Genomic DNA, 19,389 nt, shown 5'->3' with positions numbered 1-19,389 from the left:
CTAAGACGGAATTGTGACACCGCGATGACCCGGGTCTTACAGACTATGGCCCAGCATTTGTGACGCCTTTTCTCCGTGTCATATCAATGTCACAAAGCCTTCTTACAGTCCAGCCATCGCATCTTTCAACCCCTAAGAGGTCTGTACATGAAGTTGTCTGTGATTCACATTCTGGTGGCTGGTGCTCTGTCTGCGGGCGGTATGGGCCAGGCCCTGGCCCAGCAGGAAGCCACCGGCGCCGGCGCCAGCTTCCCTGCGCCGCTGTACTCGAAGTGGGCCGCCGATTACCACAAGGCCACCGGCGTGAAGATCAACTACCAGTCCGTGGGCTCCAGCGCCGGCATCAAGCAGATCGAAGCCAAGACCGTGGACTTCGGTGCTTCGGACGAGCCGCTCAAGGACGACGAACTGGCCAAGAAGGGCCTGGTGCAATTCCCCACCGTGATCGGCGGCATCGTGCCCGTGGTCAACATCAAGGGCATCCAGCCCGGCCAGCTCAAGCTGACCGGCCAGGTGCTGGGCGACATCTACCTGGGCAAGATCACCAAGTGGAACGACGAGGCCATCAAGGCCCTGAACCCCGGCGTGACCCTGCCTGACGCCACCATCGCTCCCGTGCGCCGTGCTGACGGCTCGGGCACCACCTTCGGCTTCACGAACTACCTGTCCAAGGTCAATGCCGAGTGGAAGGAAAAGGTTGGCGAAGGCAAGGCCGTGAACTGGCCCACGGGTGCCGGCGGCAAGGGCAATGAAGGCGTGGCCGCCTTCGTGGGCCGCCTGCCCAACTCCATCGGCTACGTCGAGTACGCCTATGTCAAGCAAAACAAGCTGACCTACACGCAGCTGCAGACCGCTGGCGGCGCCTTCGTGTCGCCCGACGACGCCACCTTCAAGGCCGCTGCCGCCGGTGCCGACTGGGCCAAGAGCTTCTACCAGATCCTGACCAACCAGCCCGGCAAGGATGCATGGCCCATCACCTCGGCCACGTTCATCATCATGCACAAGGCCCAGGACAAGCCCGCACAGGCCGCTGCCTCGCTGAAGTTCTTCGAGTGGGCCTACAAGTCCGGCGACAAGACCGCCACCGACCTGGACTACGTGCCCATGCCTGATGCCGTCAAGAACGTGATCTTCCAATCCTGGGGTCAAGTCAAGGACGCCTCGGGTACCGCGATTTCCCTGAAGTAAACCCTGAAAAGGGGCCGTGGCGCACCGCCGGCAGGTGCATCATGGCCCCCCTGATCTCCCCACAAACCGCGAATAAAGGCGCCTCACGTGTCCACAACGTCGCCCTCGAACTCGCTGGCCGCCTCTGCACAGGCTTCCCAGCGACGCACACCTTCTCCGCTACGCCCCCCGATGCTGTCGGGGCGCGTGGCGGATCGCTTGTTTGGCGCTCTCGCGCGTCTGGCCGCGCTGCTGACGCTGGGCCTGCTGCTGGCCATCCTGGCTTCGCTGCTGGTCGGCGCCTGGCCCGCCATCTATGAATACGGCCTGAGCTTTCTGGGCCGCAGCGTCTGGGACCCCGTTCGCAACGAATATGGCGGCCTGGTCATGATTTACGGCACGCTGGCCACCTCGGCCATCGCGTTGCTGATTGCGGTGCCCGTGAGCTTTGGCATCGCCCTGTTCCTCACCGAGCTGTCGCCCGCCTGGCTCAAGCGCCCGCTGGGCACTGCCGTCGAGCTGCTGGCTGCCGTGCCCTCCATCGTCTACGGCATGTGGGGCCTGATGGTCTTCGGTCCCGTGCTCTCCACCTATGTGCAGCAGCCGCTGCAAAAGCTGTTTCAGGGCGTTCCTTATCTGGAGGCCTTCGTGTCCGGCCCGCCCGTGGGCATCGGCATCCTGTCGGCCGGCATCATCCTGGCCATCATGATCATCCCCTTCATCGCCTCGGTGATGCGCGATGTGTTCGAAGTCACGCCGGCCCTGCTCAAGGAGTCGGCCTACGGCCTGGGCTCCACGACCTGGGAAGTGGTCTGGAAGGTCGTGCTGCCCTACACCAAGACCGGCGTGCTCGGTGGCGTGATGCTGGGTCTGGGCCGTGCGCTGGGCGAGACCATGGCCGTCACCTTCGTGATCGGCAACATGAACCAGCTCAACTCTCTGTCGGTCTTCGAGGCTGCCAACAGCATCACCTCGGCGCTGGCCAACGAGTTTGCCGAAGCGGGCGAAGGCCTGCACCAGGCTTCGCTGATCTATCTGGGCCTGGTGCTGTTCTTCATCACCTTCGTGGTGCTGGCCTGCTCCAAGGTGCTGCTCAACCGTCTGCAGAAGAATGAAGGAGCCCGCTCGTGAGCAGCACCTCCACCAAGATGATCAATGCCGCCGAACTGACGCGCGTGCGCCAGGCCAAGTACGCCAAGCGCAAGCGCGTGAACCAGGTGGCGCTGACCCTGTCGCTGGCTGCCATGGCCTTCGGCGTGTTCTGGCTGGTCTGGATCCTGTGGGAAACCATCACGCTGGGTATCGGCGGCCTGAGCCTGGCGCTGTTCAGCGAAATGACGCCTCCGCCCAATGAGGCGGGCGGCATTGCCAATGCCATCTTCGGCTCGCTGATCATGGTGGCCCTGGCCACCTTCGTCGGCACGCCCATCGGCGTGATGGCCGGTGTCTACCTGGCCGAATACGATGCGCGCGGCTGGCTGGCCAATACCACGCGCTTCGTCAACGACATCCTGCTGTCGGCACCTTCCATCGTGATCGGCCTGTTCGTCTACACCGTGGTCGTGGCGCGCTTCAAGAGCTTTTCCGGCTACGCGGGCGTGGTGGCGCTGGCGCTGATCGTGATTCCCGTGGTCATCCGCACCACCGAGAACATGCTGGTGCTGGTGCCTGCCAGCCTGCGCGAAGCGGCCTATGCACTGGGCACGCCCAAGTGGAAGGTCATCATCATGGTGACGCTGCGTGCAGCGCGTGCCGGCGTGATCACCGGCGTGCTGCTGGCCGTGGCCCGCATTGCCGGGGAAACCGCTCCGCTGCTGTTCACGGCGCTGAACAACCAGTTCTGGAATGCCGACCTGTCCAAGCCCATGGCCAGCCTGCCGGTGACGATCTTCAAGTTCGCGATGAGCCCCTACGAGAATTGGCAGCAACTGGCCTGGGCCGGCGTGTTCCTGATCACCGTGGCGGTGCTCGGTCTCAATATCCTGGCGCGGTTCCTGACCCGCCAGAAGTAATGCAGCAATAAGCAATCAACAAGGACAAGGATCACGCAATGACTGCGACCTCTTCCACCGCGCTGAACTCCTCCAAGCTGACGGTTCGCGACCTGAACTTCTACTACGGCAAGTTCCACGCCCTCAAGGGCATCAACCTGGACATCCCCGAAAAGAAGGTCACGGCCTTCATCGGCCCGTCGGGCTGTGGCAAGTCCACGCTGCTGCGCACCTTCAACCGCATGTTCGAGCTGTACCCCGAGCAGCGCGCCGAAGGCCAGATCATGCTGGACGGCGAGAACCTGCTGACCAGCAAGCAGGACGTGGCGCTGATCCGCGCCAAGGTGGGCATGGTCTTCCAGAAGCCCACGCCGTTTCCCATGTCCATCTACGACAACATCGCCTTCGGCGTGAAGCTGTTTGAAAACCTCAGCTCCTCCGACATGGACGACCGTGTCGAATGGGCACTGCGCAAGGCCGCGCTGTGGGGCGAGGTCAAGGACAAGCTGCAGCAAAGCGGCTCGGGCCTGTCCGGCGGCCAGCAGCAGCGCCTGTGCATCGCGCGCGGCATTGCCATCAAGCCCGAAGTGCTGCTGCTCGATGAGCCCTGCTCGGCCCTGGACCCGATCTCCACGGCCAAGATCGAGGAGCTGATTGCCGAGCTGAAGAACGACTACACCGTCGTCATCGTGACGCACAACATGCAGCAGGCAGCGCGCTGCAGCGACTACACGGCCTACATGTACCTGGGCGATCTGGTGGAATTCGGAGACACCGAGCAGATGTTCTTCAAGCCCCAGCGCAAGGAAACGGAAGACTACATCACAGGCCGCTTCGGCTGAGCAGGAGCAATCGATGAACGAAAAACACCTTTCCAGCCAGTTCGACAGCGAACTCAACCGCGTCTCTGCGCGCGTCATGGAGCTCGGCGGCCTGGTCGAGTCCCAGATCCGCCAGGCGGTCTATGCGCTGTCGCGCTTCAGCATCGAGGCCGTGGAGCAGGTCGATGCCGCGGAAAAGCGCGTCAACGCCATGGAAGTGGAGATCGACCACGAGCTCTCGTCCATCATCGCCCGGCGCCAGCCCACGGCGCGCGACCTGCGCCTGCTGATCGCCTTCTCCAAGGCCACGGCCAATCTGGAACGCATGGGTGACGAAGCGCACAAGATGGCGCGCATGGTCAAGTCCATCATCGAAAGCGGTGCTGCGCGCTCCCTGCCCACGGGCGACCTGCGCACGGCGGCCGAGATGGCCTCGGGCCTGCTGCGCAAGACGCTGGACGCCTTTGCACGCCTGGACACCAAGGCGGCCGTGGCCATCCTCAAGGAAGATGATCTGATCGACCAGGAGTTCGACGGCTTCGTGCGCAAGCTCATCACCTACATGATGGAAGACCCGCGCACCATCTCGGCCAGCCTGGACCTGCTGTTCCTGGCCAAGGCCATCGAGCGCATCGGCGACCATTCCAAGAATGTGGCCGAGCTGATCATCTATCTGGTGGAGGGCAAGGATGTCCGTCACCAGACCATGGATGCCATTGAGTCGGCAGTGCTGTAAGTGCCGGAGGCGAACAACGGATGAAGAAGATGCCCATGGTCCTCATCGTCGAGGACGAGCCCGCCATCGCGGAGCTGATCGCTGTCAACCTGCGGCACAACGGCTTCCAGCCGGTCTGGGCCGAGGATGGCGTGACGGCTCAGCGCGAGCTGGATGCCGTGTTGCCCGACGTGATCCTGCTTGACTGGATGCTGCCCGGCGCCAGCGGCCTGTCCCTGGCGCGCAAATGGCGCGCGGACAGCCGCACCAAGGCCGTGCCCATTCTGATGCTCACGGCGCGCGGCGATGAACCTGACAAGGTGGCGGGGCTCGATGCAGGCGCCGATGACTACATCACCAAGCCCTTCTCGACCCAGGAGCTGCTCGCGCGCATCCGTGCCGTGCTGCGGCGCCGTGCGCCCGAGCAGATTCAGGACAAGGTCAATATCGGCGAGCTGGTGCTCGATGCCGCCGCGCACCGCGTGAGCTGGCAGGGCGACATGATCAAGGTGGGGCCCACCGAGTTCAAGCTGCTGCACTACCTGATGAAGCACCCCGAGCGCGTGCACAGCCGTGCCCAGTTGCTGGACAAGGTCTGGGGCGATCACGTCTTCATCGAGGAGCGCACGGTGGACGTGCACGTCAAGCGGCTGCGCGAGGCGCTGGGCATGGCCGGGGCATTGATCGAGACGGTACGCGGCGCCGGCTACCGGCTCAGCGCGCAGGCGCTGGCCTGAGGTCGTTTTTTCCGCATGAATCCACGCATGGCCTTCGCGGGTCATGCCAGGGCGCCGCTGCCCAGGGCAGCGAATACAACGCAAAGAAGGCGCAAGTATGGGTTGGCGAGGTTTTCGCTTGTTGGCGTCCCAGATCGCGGGCGCATTGCTGGGCTGGTGGCTCTGGGGCGTCATGTCCGCCTCCAGCCCCGGCATGGCTGCCCAGGCCGTGGCGGCCCTGACGGGGGCGCTGTGCGCGGGCTGGATCTGGTGGCTGGTGGACAGCTGGAACGCCATGCGCCTGCTGTCCTGGCTGCGCCAGTCGGAGTTGCGGGAGGCGCCCGAGCTCAGCGGCATCTGGGGTGAGGCCAGCGTGCGCATGCGCCGGTGGCTGCGCCAAAGCGTGCAGCAGGTGCAGCAGGGCGATCAGCGCCTCAACGACATTCTTTCCGCCCTGCAGGCCAGCCCCAATGGCGTGGTCCTGCTGGACGCCGATGGGCGCATCGAATGGTGCAACCAGATCGCGGCGCGGCAGTTCGGCTTCGATGCCGAACGCGACCTGCTGCAAAGCATTGGCAACCTGGTGCGCGACCCCGAGTTCAGCGCCTATTTCGCCACCCAGGATTTCTCACGCGACCTGGTCATGCAGGGCCGCGAGAGCACGGCCTCGCGGCCCGTCAAACTGTCGGTGCAGCTGTATGGCTATGGCGAAGGGCGCAAGCTGCTGCTGGCGCGCGATGTCACCGCGGTGGAGCAGGCAGAGGCCATGCGCCGCGACTTCGTGGCCAATGTCTCGCATGAAATCCGCACGCCGCTGACCGTGCTCGTGGGCTTTGTGGAGACGCTGCAGAACCTGCCGCTGGAGCCCGAGGAGCGCAACCGCTACCTGGGACTGATGGCCCAGCAGGCCGAGCGCATGCAGCATCTGGTGGAAGACCTGCTGGCGCTGTCGCGCCTGGAGGGCAGCCCCTTGCCCAGCAGCAACGAATGGGTGCCCGTGGCCCAGCTGATGCAGCGCTGCGAGAACGAGGCGCGCGGCCTGTCTTCCATGCTCACGCGCAAGCAATCCCTGCCGCATGCGCTGAGCTTTCCGTCGGCCGAGATGCTGGCGCAGGCCGGTGAGGTGGCCGGCGCCAGCGCCGAGCTGCAAAGCGCTTTCTCCAACCTGCTGGCCAACGCCATGCGCTACACGCCGGCAGGCGGGCGCATCGAGGTGACCTGGGAGAGCCTGCCTGATGGATCGGCACGCTTTGCCGTGCAGGACTCCGGGCCAGGCATCGAACCCAAGCACCTGGCACGTCTGACAGAACGCTTTTACCGTGTGGACCGCAGCCGTTCGCGCGACACCGGCGGCACGGGCCTGGGCCTGGCCATCGTCAAGCATGTGCTGCAGCGCCATGGCGCCAAGCTGGGCATCACCAGCGCGCCGGGCCAGGGGTCGGAGTTTTCCGTGACCTTTCCGGCCAGCCGCGTCCGCATCGCGGCCCCAGGCACACGCGAAGTCGGCGAGGCCCGCGAAAGCCGCGCCGCATAGGCGTGGCCCAGTGTGAACAGCCGTTGCCGTTCAGCGGCTTGTGGCTTTGCGCACGATGGCGCTGAACACCAGGGCCGTCACCAGCAGCGCACAGGCACTGCTGGCCCAGAACGGGGCGGGCGTGCCATGGTGCAGCCAGGCGGGCAGGGCGCTGTCCGTGCCGTAGGCCAGCCAGTATCCGCCGGCCAGTCCGCCGCCCCACAGCAGCAGGCAGTAGATGACCAGCGGCGCCACGGTGATGCGGTAGCAGCGCAGCACGAAGAGACAGAAGGTCTGCACGGCGTCGGCCACATGGTAGGCAGCCACCCAGGCCAGCAGGCTGGCGGTAGTGGCCACCACCTCGGGGTTGCTGCTGTAGATGCGGGCCAGCCCCTCGCGGGACAGGAACAGTGCCGAGGCCAGCACCAGTCCACCCGTTGCCGCAAGCCGCCAGCCCATGGTGACAAGGCGGCGCGCCATGGCCTCGTCCCCCGCGCCGCGCCAGTAGCTGATCCGCGCGCTGGTGGCAATCGCCAGCGACAGGGGCACCATGTAGCACAGCGCCGCAAGATTGGCAGCAATCTGGTGGCTGGCCGAGGACAGCGTGCCCTGGCGTGCCACGAACAAGGCCATCAGCGTGAACGAGGTCACCTCCACCAAAATTGCCAGCCCTGCAGGAACGCCCAGTCGAGCGAACTGCGCCAGTTGCGGCCAGTCCGGGGGCTCCATGCGCTGCCACAGCGCCAGGGGCGCATACAGGCTCTGGCTGCGCATCAGCACGAATGCGAGGGCAACCATGGCGTAGTTCACCAGCAGCGTGGCCCAGGCACAGCCCTCGGCGCCCAGCGCAGGCAGGCCGGCGCCGCCGAAGGCCAGCCAGATCGACAGGGGGATTTTCAGCAGCAGCGACAGCAGCTGCAGCCAGGTCACCAGCAGGGGATGGCCCAGCGCCTGGTTCAGTGTGCTGTAGATGCGAAACAGCAGCGCGGCCGGAAGGCTCCAGGCCAGCACCGAAAGATAGGCCCGCACCTCCACCTGCAGCGGTGGCGGCACATCGGCCCAGCGCAGCAGCGCATCGGGAAACAGCAGCACGCCCATGCCCAGGGCGCAGGCGGCCAGCAGCATGTACATGGCCTGGCGCAGCGTGCGGCCTATGGCCTCGGGCTGTCCGGCGCCGCGATGCTCGGCCCACAGCGGCAGCAGGGCCTGGAAGATGCCCATCAGCGAGACATAGACACTCACGAAGATGGCCGAGCCCACGGACAGCGCTGCCAGCGCCTCTTCGGCGTAGCGGCCTGCCACGATGGTGTCGGTCACGCCGAAGGCCATCACCGCCAGCTGCCCGGCCAGCACGGTCAGCGCGTGCTGGGCGATGGTGCGCCGTTCGGTGCCCAGTGGCGCGCGCGCGGGCTGGCTCATGGCCTGGCCTGGGCGCGGCTCGCCTCGGGCCTGCGCTTCAAGACCAGCAGGAAGTCCTTGCGATCGGTAGGGCGCACCACGCGGGCCACGGTTTCCCAGGTGCCCTGCAGGCGTGCGCTGTGCGGGTCCAGCCAGGTTTCTTCCTCGGCCACCATCCAGTCGCAGCGGGCGGAGCCGGCCATGCTCAGGCGTTGGGTGTCGATGTCGCCGTAAAAGCGCAGCGCCGCAATGTGCGCGCGGGGCAGGCCATAGGTTTGCACGCAGCTGCCGTCCTTGGGCAGTTCGGCCAGCACCTGGCGCATCTGCGGCTCGAAGCTGCGCGCGTGGTCCAGCAGCGGCAGCCACAGCGTCATCAGCAGCAGCCAGCCCAGCGTGGCCCCGCTGGCCGGCAGCACCAGGCTCTTCCAGATGGCGGCGCGGTTGCGCGATGTGCGCCAGGCGACGAGCACGCACCAGGCCAAGGTGGCGGCAACCGCCACGGCGAAGGAGAGCACCGAGAATTCCGGCGTGAATTGCGGAGCCAGCCTGGCCACATTGGCGGCCGGCTTGGCGGGAATGCCTGTCTGCAGCGAGAGCCAGATCACCCAGATGGCAATGGCGGCGGCGCTGAAGAACAGCAGGGTGAACCAGTCGATCAAGGCGCTGATGCTGCGGCGCAGCGTCGGCAGGGCAAAGGCTGCCAGCGTGGCGATGGCGGGCAGGCCCAGCAGCAGGGCACGGTCCGCAGGCAGCGTGCTCAGCGAAGCGATCACCGGAATGACGGCAAACCACAGCGGCAGCGCCAGATGGGGATAGCGGCGAGGCGCGGCGATCTGGCGGCGCCAGACCCACAGGGTCCACATGGCCAGCGGCCAGGCCGGCCAGCTGAACCACAGCAGCAGCCTGACCAGGCTTTGCCATTCCTTGGCGGTGCCGCTGTCCACAAGGCGCCAGGCCCATTGGTCCAGCCACCAGGACAGTGCAGCCGCCAGCAGCGTGACGCCCAGCCACAGCGCGGTCCAGATGCGTGCCTCGCGCGGCGCAGGCGAGGGCTCGTCACCCCAGGTGCGCGAGAAAAACGCCATGGTCGCACCGCCCAGGCCGAACAGCGTGGCCACGGTCGGCGCGCCGCTCAACGCCAGGCCCGGCAGGCCCAGCAGCAGCGCCAGCATGGCGGTGCGGCCGTGGTAGGGCATGGCTGCGGCGGCAAAGAACAGCAGGGCCGCGCAGCCCAGCTGGGTCATGTAGCTGGTGGTTTCATGGGAAAGCTGGGCCAGGCCCAGGCAGGCCACCAGGGCCAGCAGGCCGCCATCGGCCATGGCGCGCGCATAGTCGGTGGGCTGTGCCTCGCCGCCAAAGGCAAAGGCCACGGGGCGCGCGCCCGGCGTGCGCGCCAGGTAGTACACGCCCCACCAGGTGGCCGTCAGCGTGAGCACCAGCATGGCGATGAAGGGCAGGCGTGCCGCCATCTCCAGATGCAGCCAGGAAGGCGCGCCCTGCATGGCCAGCGCGCCAAGCCAGTACGACAGCAGGCCCTCGGATTCGGGCAGCAGGCCCGCCATGCGCGGTGCCAGCCACGAGGTATGGCCCAGGGCCAGCTCCCGCATGTAGCCGAAGGCCTCCATGTCGGCCATGCGCCAGGGGCTGCGCCCCACATATCCGGGCACGACATAGGCCAGGCACAGCAGCAGCAGCGACCAGCGGGGCAGGCGGCGCACGGCGCTTTGGGCAACGATGGCAGGGGTGGGCTGGTTCACTCACAGGACTTTCTGCAACGGAGGGCGCAAGAATACGCGAAGCAAGGGCCTCGAAAAGCGTGGAACATGGCTGGCCGGCAGGGATTGGCCGGACTGCGAAAAACAAAAGGGCAGCGCGGTTGCCCGTGCTGCCCTTCTGGCCGGAGAAGCAGGATTTACTTCTTGCCGAAACGGTTGCGGAAGCGCTCCACACGGCCGCCCATGTTGTCCACCGACTTTTGCGTGCCGGTGTAGAACGGGTGCGACTCGGACGAGGTGTCCAGCTTGAACAGGGGGTAGTCCTTGCCTTCGAAGGTGTCGGTTTCCTTCGTGTTCACGCAGGAGCGGGTCACGAACTTGAAGCCGTTGGACAGGTCCACGAACAGAACTTCGCGGTAGTTGGGGTGGATGCCTTCTTTCATGATCTTTCCTTCTGATGCAAGTGCGGTAGCCGTGCCTGACCCGCTGCAACCTTTGTAGCGGTTCAAATCAAGCGTACTTTCCGCAAGAAAAAGCCCTGCATTATCGCATAGTGCTCAGTTGCGTGCCAAGCCGGCGGGCCTGGGGCCCGTGTACGCAGCGCGTGGCCGAATGATCTGCCGTGTGGCGCGCTGCTCCAGCGCCTGTGCCAGCCAGCCCGCGCAGCGGCCCAGCGCGAACAGCCCGAAGGCGCTGCCCGCCGGCAACTGCAGGTGCCGCCGCAGGGCCACCAATGCGAAATCGACCGAAGGGGCCAGGCCGGTGAGTGCCATCACTTCGGCCGCCAGGGCCGCCGCCGGTCCCTGCCTGGGCAGCATTTCCAGCAGCAGGGCGGCGCGCACATCGCCTTCGGGGTAGAGGTGGTGGCCGAAGCCGGGCAGGGTCTCGCCGCGCGCCAGGCGCTGGCGCAGGCGTGCCGGGGCCTGCGCCTCGCCCAGCTCGTCCCAGAGCGCCTCGACGCGCGCGGTCGTGCCGCCGTGGCGCCCGCCCGTCAGGGCGGCAAGGCCCCCCACCACGGCGGCCCGCAGGCTGGCTCCCGTGGATGCCACGCAGCGCGCCGTGAAGCCGGAGGCGTTGAGTTCATGGTCGGCGCACAGCACCAGGGCCATGCGCACCAGGTCGGCGCCTTGTGCGTCCAGCGCCCAGGCCTGGGCGCATTGCAGGTGGATGGGGGTCTTGTCCGGCGCCGTGCCCAGCAGGCAGGCTGCCAGCAGGCGCAGGAGCGCTCCGCAGCCTGCCGCCAGCCGTTCTGGCGATTGCTGCCATGCGGCAGTGGCCGCGTCATCGCTGGCGACGGTGAACAGGGCCAGCAATGTGTTTTCGCAAGGCTGGCCGGCCATGCGCTGCTGCAGGTCGGGCAACACAGGGGCGGCCTCCACGGCGTGTGCGGCGAAGGCGGCATCGGCCGGGTATTGCCAGAGCAGGGCGGCGGTCTCTTCCAGCGTGTGCGAGCGTGCCCAGTCCACGGCGTCCTCGCCACGGTAGTAGAGGCGGCCCTGTTCTATCAGCGTGATCGATGACTCCAGCACCGGCAGGCCCCAGTTGAGCGCGGCCTGGGCGACTTCTCGGGGTTTGCGGCCCTGGCCGCGCTGGCGCGCGAGCTGCTCGACCTCTTCGCGCAGGTAGCGGCTTTCGCGCGGCGTGTCTGCCGCATGGGCATGGAGCAGACCCCGGCTGACATAGGCATACAGCGTGGCGCGGCTCACGCCCAGCAGTGCGGTGGCTTCGGTCGAGTTTAGGTAGTCGGGCATGGATGTGATGATATGTTGATTTATTTAATCAATATTGACAATATTTTCTGGAAATCTATGGTGCGGGTTCCAACCCTTGTTTCCGTTGCCAGGAGTGCTCCATGTCCAGTCTTCCTTCTCCTTCCGCTTTTGATCACTGCGCCGCCCAGATCTGGGTGGCACTGGGAGGTGCCCAGGGCGCGCTGCACCGTCTGGAGATGCGCGGGCAAGGTGCCTTGGCCTCGGTGTTCCCGGTCTCCGATCTGGCGGCGGCCAGCCTGGGTGTGGCAGGCCTTGCCATCTCCGAGCTGGTGGCCCAATGCGGCGCTGCCGTGCCGCAGGTGGTGGTGGACCGCAGGCTCGCGTCCCTGTGGTTCGGCAGCAGCCTGCATCCGCTGGGCTGGGAGATGCCCGCGCTGTGGGACGCCGTGGCCGGCGACTACCGCACGGCCGATGGCTGGATCCGCCTGCATACCAATGCGCCCCACCACCGCGCAGCGGCGCTGGCCGTGCTCGACGCGCCGGCTGACCGGGAGGCTGTGGCGACGGCGGTCAGGCGCTGGACGGCGCATGAGTTGGAGTCGGCCGTTGTCGCGCAGGGTGGCTGTGCCGCCGCCATGCGCGGGCTGGCTGCCTGGGCTGCGCATCCGCAGGGGCAGGCCGTGCAGCAGGAGCCTTTGCTGGCGTGGCAGGTGCATCCGCAGCCGGGCCAGCCCTTCAGTTTCAGTGCTGGTGCGTGGCAGCCATCGGCGCAGCGGCCGCTGCAGGGGCTGCGCGTGCTGGATCTGACGCGCATCCTGGCCGGTCCCGCCGCCACGCGCTGGCTGGCGGGCCATGGTGCCGAGGTGCTGCGCATCGATCCGCCCGGTTGGGAGGAGCCGGGTACGGTGCCTGAAGTCACGCTGGGCAAGCGCTGCGCCCGGCTGGACCTGCGGGCGCCCCAGGATCGTGCCGTGTTCGAGCAACTTCTGGCCGGCGCCGACGTGCTGGTCCACGGTTACCGGGACGGTGCGCTGGAGGGGCTGGGATTCGGGGCCGCGTGGCGCCGTCGGCTGAATCCCTCACTCATCGATGTGTCGCTCAACGCCTATGGATGGAGCGGGCCCTGGCAGCAGCGGCGCGGCTTCGACAGCCTGGTGCAGATGAGCGCCGGCATTGCCGATGCAGGCATGCACCGGCTGGGCCGTGACCGACCCACGCCGCTGCCGCTGCAGGCGCTGGACCACGCCACCGGCTATCTGATGGCTGCCGCCGTGGTGATGGCGCTGGTGCGGCGCATGCAGGGGCAGGGCGGCAGCACGGTGCGCGCCTCGTTGGCGCGCACGGCCCATCTTCTGGCAGGGCATGGCGTGGGCGACCCGGATGCCTGCCCGCTGGCGCCGGTGAACGGTGCCGAGGATTTCAGCGCGGCGATCGAGGCGACCTCCTGGGGCGCGGCGCGGCGTCTGCGGGCGCCGGTGGAGGTGGCGGGTGCGCCCATGCATTGGGAGCGCGCGGCCTGTGCGCTGGGCACGTCTGTCGCAGCGTGGTGAGACGGGCGGCTGGAATGCAAAACGCCCCGCGTGAGCGAGGCGTCTGTGGGTGCCGTGGGCTGGATCTGTGCGATCAGCCGCCGCGGCGCATCATGTCGAAGAAGTCCACGTTGGTCTTCGTGGCCCGCATGTTCTTGATCATCAGCTCCATGGCCTCGATCTCGTCCATGTTGTACATGAACTGGCGCAGGATGCGGGTCTTTTGCAGGATCTCGGGAGCCAGCAGCAGTTCTTCGCGGCGTGTGCCGCTCTTGTTGAGTTCGATGGCGGGGAACACGCGCTTTTCGTAGAGGCGGCGGTTCAGGGCCAGTTCGCTGTTGCCCGTGCCCTTGAACTCTTCGAAGATCACTTCGTCCATGCGGCTGCCGGTATCGACCAGGGCCGTGGCGATGATGGTCAGCGAGCCGCCTTCTTCCACATTGCGTGCCGCGCCGAAGAAGCGCTTGGGGCGCTGCAGGGCGTTGGAGTCCACGCCGCCCGACAGCACCTTGCCCGACGAGGGCACGACGTTGTTGTAGGCGCGGGCCAGGCGGGTGATGGAGTCCAGCAGGATGACTACGTCCTTCTTGAGCTCGACCAGGCGCTTGGCGCGCTCGATCACCATCTCGGCCACGTGCACGTGGCGCGTGGCGGGCTCGTCGAAGGTGGAGGCGATGATTTCGCCCTTGACCGAGCGCTGCATCTCGGTCACTTCTTCGGGGCGCTCATCGACCAGCAGCACCATCAGGTGCACGTCGGGATGGTTGGCCGTGATGGAATGGGCGATGCTCTGCATCATCATGGTCTTGCCGCTCTTGGGCGGTGCGACGATCAGCGCGCGCTGGCCGCGGCCGATGGGGGCGATGATGTCGATGATGCGGCCGGTGATGTTCTCCTCACCCTTGATCTCGCGCTCCAGGCGCAGCTGCTGGGTGGGGAACAGGGGGGTCAGATTCTCGAACAGCACCTTGTGCTTGTTCTGCTCGGGCGAGCCGCCGTTGACGGAGTCGAGCTTGGTCAGCGCGAAGTAGCGCTCGCCATCCTTGGGCGTGCGCACTTCACCTTCGATCATGTCGCCGGTGTGCAGGTTGAAGCGGCGGACCTGGCTGGGCGAGATGTAGATGTCGTCGGTGCTGGCCGTATAGCTGGTGTCGGGGCTGCGCAGAAAGCCGAAACCGTCCGGCAGGATTTCCAGCACGCCGTCGGCGAACACTTGTTCGCCTGCCTTGGCTCGCTTTTTGATGATGGCGAACATCAACTCTTGCTTGCGCATGCGACCGACGTTTTCGATCTCAAGCGCTTCGGCCTGCTTCAGGACTTCAGACACGTGCAGTGCCTTGAGTTCATTAAGGTGCATGGAGTGACTCCAGAACGGAGTGGAAAGAAACCAGGGGAAGGCGTTGAGCCAAGCGAAACACTGTGGAAGTGGGCTGGCTTGCCTGAGGGTCTCAGCGCGGCCTTCAATGCATAAGGCCGGTGATGAAGGGCATTATGACAGGAAAAAATCCGAAGGTCACAGGGAAATTTGCGCTGGCGCCTCGTTTATGCGCCAGTGCGATGCGGTGCTGCGGCCAACGCCGGCCCGCATCTGTGACGGCCCCGTGTGCGGGGCCGTCGGGGGAATCAGGCCAGGTGCTGTTCCAGGAAAGCGGACAGCTGTGCCTTGTTGAGGGCGCCCACCTTGGTGGCGGCCAGCTGGCCATCCTTGAACAGCATCAGCGTGGGAATGCCGCGGATGCCGAACTTGGCGGGGATCTCGCGGTTCTCGTCCACATTCATCTTGGCGATGGACAGCTTTTCCTTGTAGGTCTGCGCTGCTTCGTCGAGGATGGGGGCGATCATCTTGCAGGGGCCGCACCATTCGGCCCAGTAATCGACCAGCACCGTGGTGCCAGGCTGCAAGACGTCGGCTTCAAAGCTTGCGTCGGAGATGTGTTTGATCAGTTCGCTGGCCATGGGTGGAGTCCTTGATTTTTCGCAATGAGGAAGGCGCAGGAAAATCCGCACCGCAAAAAGATTGTGACAGAAACCTATCACCTGCTGCACCGTATGGGCGGTAGCTCAATGCTATGACTGTCATAGCTGTTTATGGGGTGGCGACAGGGTTGCCGGGACTCCGGGAATTAGTGGCGCCTGCGCGCAGACCGGCCTGCGGCAGGGTATTCTGCGCGCCCGCGCTGCAGGCATATGTGCCGGCCGGCAGCGCCAAGTTGAATGCGAGCATGGAATGGAAACTGATGTGATGGATGCTTTTGAACCCGGTGCGGCAGCGCGCACGATGGACTGCGATGTGGCGGTGATCGGTGCGGGGCCTGCGGGCCTGATGGCGGCCGAAGGGCTGGCCGGCAAGGGGCTGGATGTCCATGTGTTCGAGGCCAAGTCCTCCGCTGGGCGCAAGTTCCTCATGGCAGGCAAGGGCGGGCTCAACCTGACCCATTCCGAAAACCTGCCCGCCTTTGTCTCCCGCTACGGCGAGCGCAGTGCCGAGGTGTCGCGCTGGCTGGAACTGATGTCCCCGGATCAACTGCGTGCCTGGGCCGGTGAACTGGGCGTGGAAACCTTTGTGGGCAGCTCGGGCCGCGTATTCCCCAAGGACATGAAGGCTGCGCCCTTGCTGCGTGCCTGGCTGGTGCGTCTGCAGACCCAGGGCGTGGTGCTGCACACGCGCCACCGCTGGGTGGGCTGGCAAGACGGCGATGCGCTGGGCTTTGATACACCCGAAGGGCGGCTGCAGGTGCGGGCAAGGGCCGTGGTGCTGGCATTGGGCGGTGGCAGCTGGGCGCGCCTGGGCTCGGATGGCGCCTGGCTGCCCTTGCTGGAGCAGCGCGGTGTTGAAGTCGCTTTGTTGAAGCCTTCCAACTGCGGGTTCGATGTGGGTCTGGATGGCGCGGCTTCGGGCGGACAGATCGATCGCCGGGAGTTCATGGCCGAGCTGCTGGGCGCCAGCCCCCAGCCTGCGCGCGGCTGGAGTCCTTATTTCACTGAGCGCTTTGCGGGCCAGCCGTTCAAGTCTGTTGCGCTGTCCTTTGATGATGGCAAGGGCCATGTTTTCTCGCGCAAGGGCGAATTCATTGCCACGACCACGGGCGTGGAAGGCAGCCTGATCTATGCCGTCTCTGCGGCGCTGCGCGAAGCCATTGCGCGCGACGGGCAGGCCACCGTACATCTCGACCTGCTGCCCCAGTTGACGCCCGAGCGCGTGCTGGTGGAAGTGCGCCATCCGCGCGGCTCGCGCAGCCTGGCCAGCCATCTGAAGGGGCGCCTGGGCCTGGACGGCATCAAGGCCGCCGTGCTGCATGAGGTGCTGGGCAAGGAAGGTGTGGCCGACCCTGTGCGGCTGGCCCATGCCATCAAGGCCCTGCCCATCACCGTGGTGGCGGCCCGACCCATTGACGAGGCCATCAGCACGGCAGGTGGCGTGCGGCTGGAAGCTCTGGACGCCAACGGCATGTGCGCAGCCGCTCCTGGCGTTTTCTGCGCCGGCGAGATGCTGGACTGGGAGGCTCCCACGGGCGGCTACCTGCTGACGGCGTGCATGGCCAGCGGCCTGCAGGCGGCGCAAGGCGTTGCGCGCCATCTCAAGGTGGATGGCGCAGAGCGTTAAGGAGGAGAGGGTGCCGCAGCGGGCCTGGACGGGGCAGGCGCCCGCAGGGCCTGCTGTTCAATGAAGGTGACGAGCCTTGCCCTCGGCACTGGTTTCACGGTTAGGGCTGCTTGGTTCCCCACCTGACCCGGTTGGCCGCTTCCCCATGCGAGGAGGCCCGTCACTCTCGATTATAGGGGCAAACACCGGGCCGCCCGGACGACATGGCCGGCCAAACCCGGGTCGCCTCGGGCAAGGGCGCCCAGCCCCGTAGAATCGCGGGATGTCTTATCTTGTGCTGGCCCGCAAATACCGCCCCCGCAATTTCTCTGAAATGGTGGGGCAGGAGCATGTCGTTCAGGCGCTCACCAATGCCCTGACGCAGCAGCGCCTGCACCATGCCTATCTGTTCACCGGCACGCGCGGCGTGGGCAAGACCACGGTCTCGCGCATTCTGGCCAAGTCGCTCAACTGCCAGGGCGCCGATGGCCAGGGCGGCATCACGGCAACGCCCTGCGGCGTCTGTGCGGCCTGTACCGAAATCGACAGCGGGCGCTTTCCCGACTACACGGAGTTGGACGCTGCCTCCAACCGTGGCGTGGACGAGGTGCAGAGCCTGCTGGAGCAGGCTGTCTACAAGCCGGTGCAGGGACGCTTCAAGGTCTTCATGATCGACGAAGTGCACATGCTCACGAACACGGCCTTCAACGCCATGCTCAAGACGCTGGAGGAGCCGCCCGAATACCTGAAGTTCGTGCTGGCCACCACCGATCCGCAGAAGGTGCCCGTGACCGTGCTCAGCCGCTGCCTGCAGTTCAACCTGCGGCCCATGGCGCCCGAGACCGTGCTGGAGCATCTGGGCCAGGTGTTGGGGCAGGAAGGCGTGGCCTCCGAGCCCCAGGCCCTGCGCCTGCTGTCGCGCGCCGCGCGTGGCTCCATGCGCGATGCGCTGTCGCTGACCGACCAGGCGATTGCCTTTGGCAGCGGACAGCTGCAGGAGGCCACGGTGCGCCAGATGCTGGGCAGCGTGGACCGCAGCCATGTGTTCCGCCTGATCGAGGCACTCGCCCAGGCCGATGGCCAGGTGGTGGTGGAAACCTCCGAGGCGCTGCGCCGCAATGGCCTGTCCGCTGCCTCCACGCTGGAGGAAATGTGCGCCGTGCTGCAGCGCATGGCCGTGGCACAGGCCGTGCCGCAGATGGCCGCCGACGCCAGCGATCCAGAAGCCGCAGAGATCGCCCGCCTTGCGGTGCTGATGCCGCGCGACGAAACCCAGCTGCTCTACAGCATCTGCCTGCATGGCCGGGCCGAACTGGGCCTGGCACCCGACGAGTACGCGGCGCTGACCATGGCGCTGCTGCGGCTGCTGGCGTTCAAGCCGCAATCTGCAGAGCCTGCCCAGGGCGCGGCTGAAAAAAAAACTCCAGCGCTGACCCCCTCCACGGCGAAGCCTGAATCTACCGCGCCCGTGGCGCAGGCGCGGCCCGCACAGCCCGCTGTGCCTGAGGCTCTCGCTGTGCCCGAGGCGCCCGCTGCCCCAGCCAAGGCGGCCATGCCCGTCCCGCTCGCGCCTCCTGCTCCTGTCGCGCCTGTCGCATCTCCAGTGACCGCTGCGCCCGCCGTGGTCACTCCCGTGGTGCAGGCCGTTGTGGCTGCAGCGCCTGTTCAGGCGCCCGTGGCCGTGGCCGCAGTTGCCAGGCCGGAACCTGTGCTTGCGCCTGTCCAGGAGGCCAGGCCTTCCGCTGCTCCAGAGGTGAAGCCGGCCGCCGGTGTCGCCCAGGAGCCCCTGGACGAGCCTGTGGATGAGCCCGTGGACGATGTGCAGGAAGACGAAGACTCTTCTGCCGATGAGGCGCCGCAGGCGCAGGATGCCGATGCACCGGACGAGGGTGCCTGGGCCGGGATGCCCGATGAAGGCTGGGCCGACGAAGGCCGCTGGAGCGATGACGGAGATCTGGCCCTGGAGCCGCCTGCCGCTGCCGTGGTACGGCAGTCCGAACCGCAGATCGACACTCAGATCGATGTGCAGGACTTCGCTCCCGAACGTGGCCGCCAGTCCCCCGGTACGCCTCCCGCGCCGACCGTGGAGCGCACGCCCGATGGCGATGTCTGGCACGCTGCCGTCCAGCAACTGGTGCAGGCCGAGGCCGTCACGGCGCTGGCACGGCAACTGGCGCTGCAGTCGCAACTGGTGGCGCGCGATGGCGATGCATGGACGCTGCGCGTGGAAAGCAGCTCGCTGGCCCAGCCCGCCACGCGCGAGCGCCTGCGTGCGGCGCTGGAGGCCGCTGGCCTGGCGCGGCAACTGCATGTCGAGCAAGGCGCCGTGGCAGACAGCCCCGCGCGGCGCAATGCGGTGGCCAGCCATGAGCGCCAGCGCATTGCAGAAGACATCGTGATGAACCATTCTCTGGTGCAGACCCTGATCCGCAGCCATGGCGCGAAAATCGTGCCCGGCAGTATCAAGCCCGTATCCATTCAGCCCTGACACGCTCTAGAGCGTTTCGTTTTTACCCTACAGAAGAAGGA

The 19,389-nt window shown here is 66.4% G+C and carries 16 protein-coding genes and 1 other RNA gene; 10 read left to right on the top strand and 7 right to left on the bottom strand.

The window, feature by feature from the left end; translation table 11 throughout:
• Positions 1-147: 147 nt before the first annotated feature.
• From pstS to phoR, 7 genes are all read left to right on the top strand, one after another.
• On the top strand, positions 148-1,188 hold the full coding sequence (pstS, locus tag BO996_RS22900; protein WP_012206717.1) for a phosphate ABC transporter substrate-binding protein PstS: 1,041 nt from the start codon (positions 148-150) through the stop codon (positions 1,186-1,188).
• A gap of 171 nt (positions 1,189-1,359) precedes the next feature.
• On the top strand, positions 1,360-2,298 hold the full coding sequence (pstC, locus tag BO996_RS22895; RefSeq protein ID WP_012206716.1) for a phosphate ABC transporter permease subunit PstC: 939 nt from the start codon (positions 1,360-1,362) through the stop codon (positions 2,296-2,298).
• Positions 2,299-2,315: 17 nt separating this feature from the next.
• Positions 2,316-3,179 (top strand): phosphate ABC transporter permease PstA, encoded by an 864-nt coding sequence (pstA, locus tag BO996_RS22890; protein WP_034398840.1) that lies wholly within the window; start codon positions 2,316-2,318, stop codon positions 3,177-3,179.
• A gap of 38 nt (positions 3,180-3,217) precedes the next feature.
• Positions 3,218-4,000: a phosphate ABC transporter ATP-binding protein PstB gene (pstB, locus tag BO996_RS22885; protein ID WP_012206714.1), complete on the top strand. Its 783-nt coding sequence runs from the start codon at positions 3,218-3,220 to the stop codon at positions 3,998-4,000.
• 13 nt (positions 4,001-4,013) lie between these two features.
• Positions 4,014-4,715: a phosphate signaling complex protein PhoU gene (phoU, locus tag BO996_RS22880; RefSeq protein WP_012206713.1), complete on the top strand. Its 702-nt coding sequence runs from the start codon at positions 4,014-4,016 to the stop codon at positions 4,713-4,715.
• A gap of 20 nt (positions 4,716-4,735) precedes the next feature.
• On the top strand, positions 4,736-5,431 hold the full coding sequence (gene phoB / locus BO996_RS22875; protein WP_012206712.1) for a phosphate regulon transcriptional regulator PhoB: 696 nt from the start codon (positions 4,736-4,738) through the stop codon (positions 5,429-5,431).
• Positions 5,432-5,549: 118 nt separating this feature from the next.
• Positions 5,550-6,944 (top strand): phosphate regulon sensor histidine kinase PhoR, encoded by a 1,395-nt coding sequence (phoR, locus tag BO996_RS22870; protein WP_012206711.1) that lies wholly within the window; start codon positions 5,550-5,552, stop codon positions 6,942-6,944.
• Positions 6,945-6,974: 30 nt separating this feature from the next.
• Here the strand turns inward: phoR and BO996_RS22865 are convergent, their stop codons facing one another.
• From BO996_RS22865 to BO996_RS22850, 4 genes are all read right to left on the bottom strand, one after another.
• Entirely contained in the window at positions 6,975-8,342 is a 1,368-nt protein-coding gene (locus BO996_RS22865; protein WP_071956493.1) for an MATE family efflux transporter, read from the bottom strand.
• Entirely contained in the window at positions 8,339-10,078 is a 1,740-nt protein-coding gene (locus tag BO996_RS22860; RefSeq protein ID WP_071956492.1) for a hypothetical protein, read from the bottom strand. Before BO996_RS22860 ends, BO996_RS22865 begins: the two co-directional genes overlap by 4 nt.
• A 155-nt stretch (positions 10,079-10,233) precedes the next feature.
• Positions 10,234-10,479, bottom strand: a complete 246-nt coding sequence (locus BO996_RS22855; protein WP_013801474.1) for a type B 50S ribosomal protein L31 — start codon at positions 10,477-10,479, stop codon at positions 10,234-10,236.
• Between the two features lie 114 nt (positions 10,480-10,593).
• Positions 10,594-11,787, bottom strand: coding sequence for a citrate synthase family protein (locus tag BO996_RS22850; protein ID WP_071956491.1), 1,194 nt, complete (start codon positions 11,785-11,787; stop codon positions 10,594-10,596).
• 101 nt (positions 11,788-11,888) lie between these two features.
• Between BO996_RS22850 and BO996_RS22845 the strand changes: the two genes are divergently transcribed.
• Positions 11,889-13,298, top strand: a complete 1,410-nt coding sequence (locus BO996_RS22845) for a CoA transferase (RefSeq protein ID WP_071956490.1) — start codon at positions 11,889-11,891, stop codon at positions 13,296-13,298.
• Between the two features lie 73 nt (positions 13,299-13,371).
• Here BO996_RS22845 and rho read toward each other — a convergent pair whose 3' ends face one another.
• Together rho and trxA are read right to left on the bottom strand one after the other, a co-directional pair.
• Positions 13,372-14,634 carry a transcription termination factor Rho gene (gene rho / locus BO996_RS22840; RefSeq protein ID WP_012206705.1) on the bottom strand — a complete coding sequence of 421 codons (1,263 nt, stop codon included), beginning with the start codon at positions 14,632-14,634 and terminating at the stop codon, positions 13,372-13,374.
• 266 nt (positions 14,635-14,900) lie between these two features.
• Positions 14,901-15,233, bottom strand: a complete 333-nt coding sequence (trxA, locus tag BO996_RS22835; RefSeq protein WP_012206704.1) for a thioredoxin TrxA — start codon at positions 15,231-15,233, stop codon at positions 14,901-14,903.
• A 271-nt stretch (positions 15,234-15,504) separates the two neighbouring features.
• Here trxA and BO996_RS22830 point away from each other — a divergent pair, with 271 nt between their 5' ends.
• On the top strand, positions 15,505-16,881 hold the full coding sequence (locus BO996_RS22830; RefSeq protein WP_071956489.1) for a TIGR03862 family flavoprotein: 1,377 nt from the start codon (positions 15,505-15,507) through the stop codon (positions 16,879-16,881).
• A gap of 65 nt (positions 16,882-16,946) precedes the next feature.
• Here BO996_RS22830 and ffs read toward each other — a convergent pair.
• An RNA gene (ffs, locus tag BO996_RS22825) (signal recognition particle sRNA small type) lies at positions 16,947-17,043 on the bottom strand.
• Between the two features lie 100 nt (positions 17,044-17,143).
• Between ffs and dnaX the strand changes: the two genes are divergently transcribed.
• Positions 17,144-19,348 carry a DNA polymerase III subunit gamma/tau gene (gene dnaX / locus BO996_RS22820; RefSeq protein WP_071956488.1) on the top strand — a complete coding sequence of 735 codons (2,205 nt, stop codon included), beginning with the start codon at positions 17,144-17,146 and terminating at the stop codon, positions 19,346-19,348.
• The last annotated feature ends 41 nt before the right edge of the window (positions 19,349-19,389 follow it).

This window comes from Delftia sp. HK171 (genome assembly GCF_001886655.1).
Lineage (GTDB): Bacteria > Pseudomonadota > Gammaproteobacteria > Burkholderiales > Burkholderiaceae_C > Comamonas > Comamonas acidovorans.
Note: the sequence above shows the minus strand (reverse complement) of the source record. Positions and strands in the feature narration are given on the sequence as shown.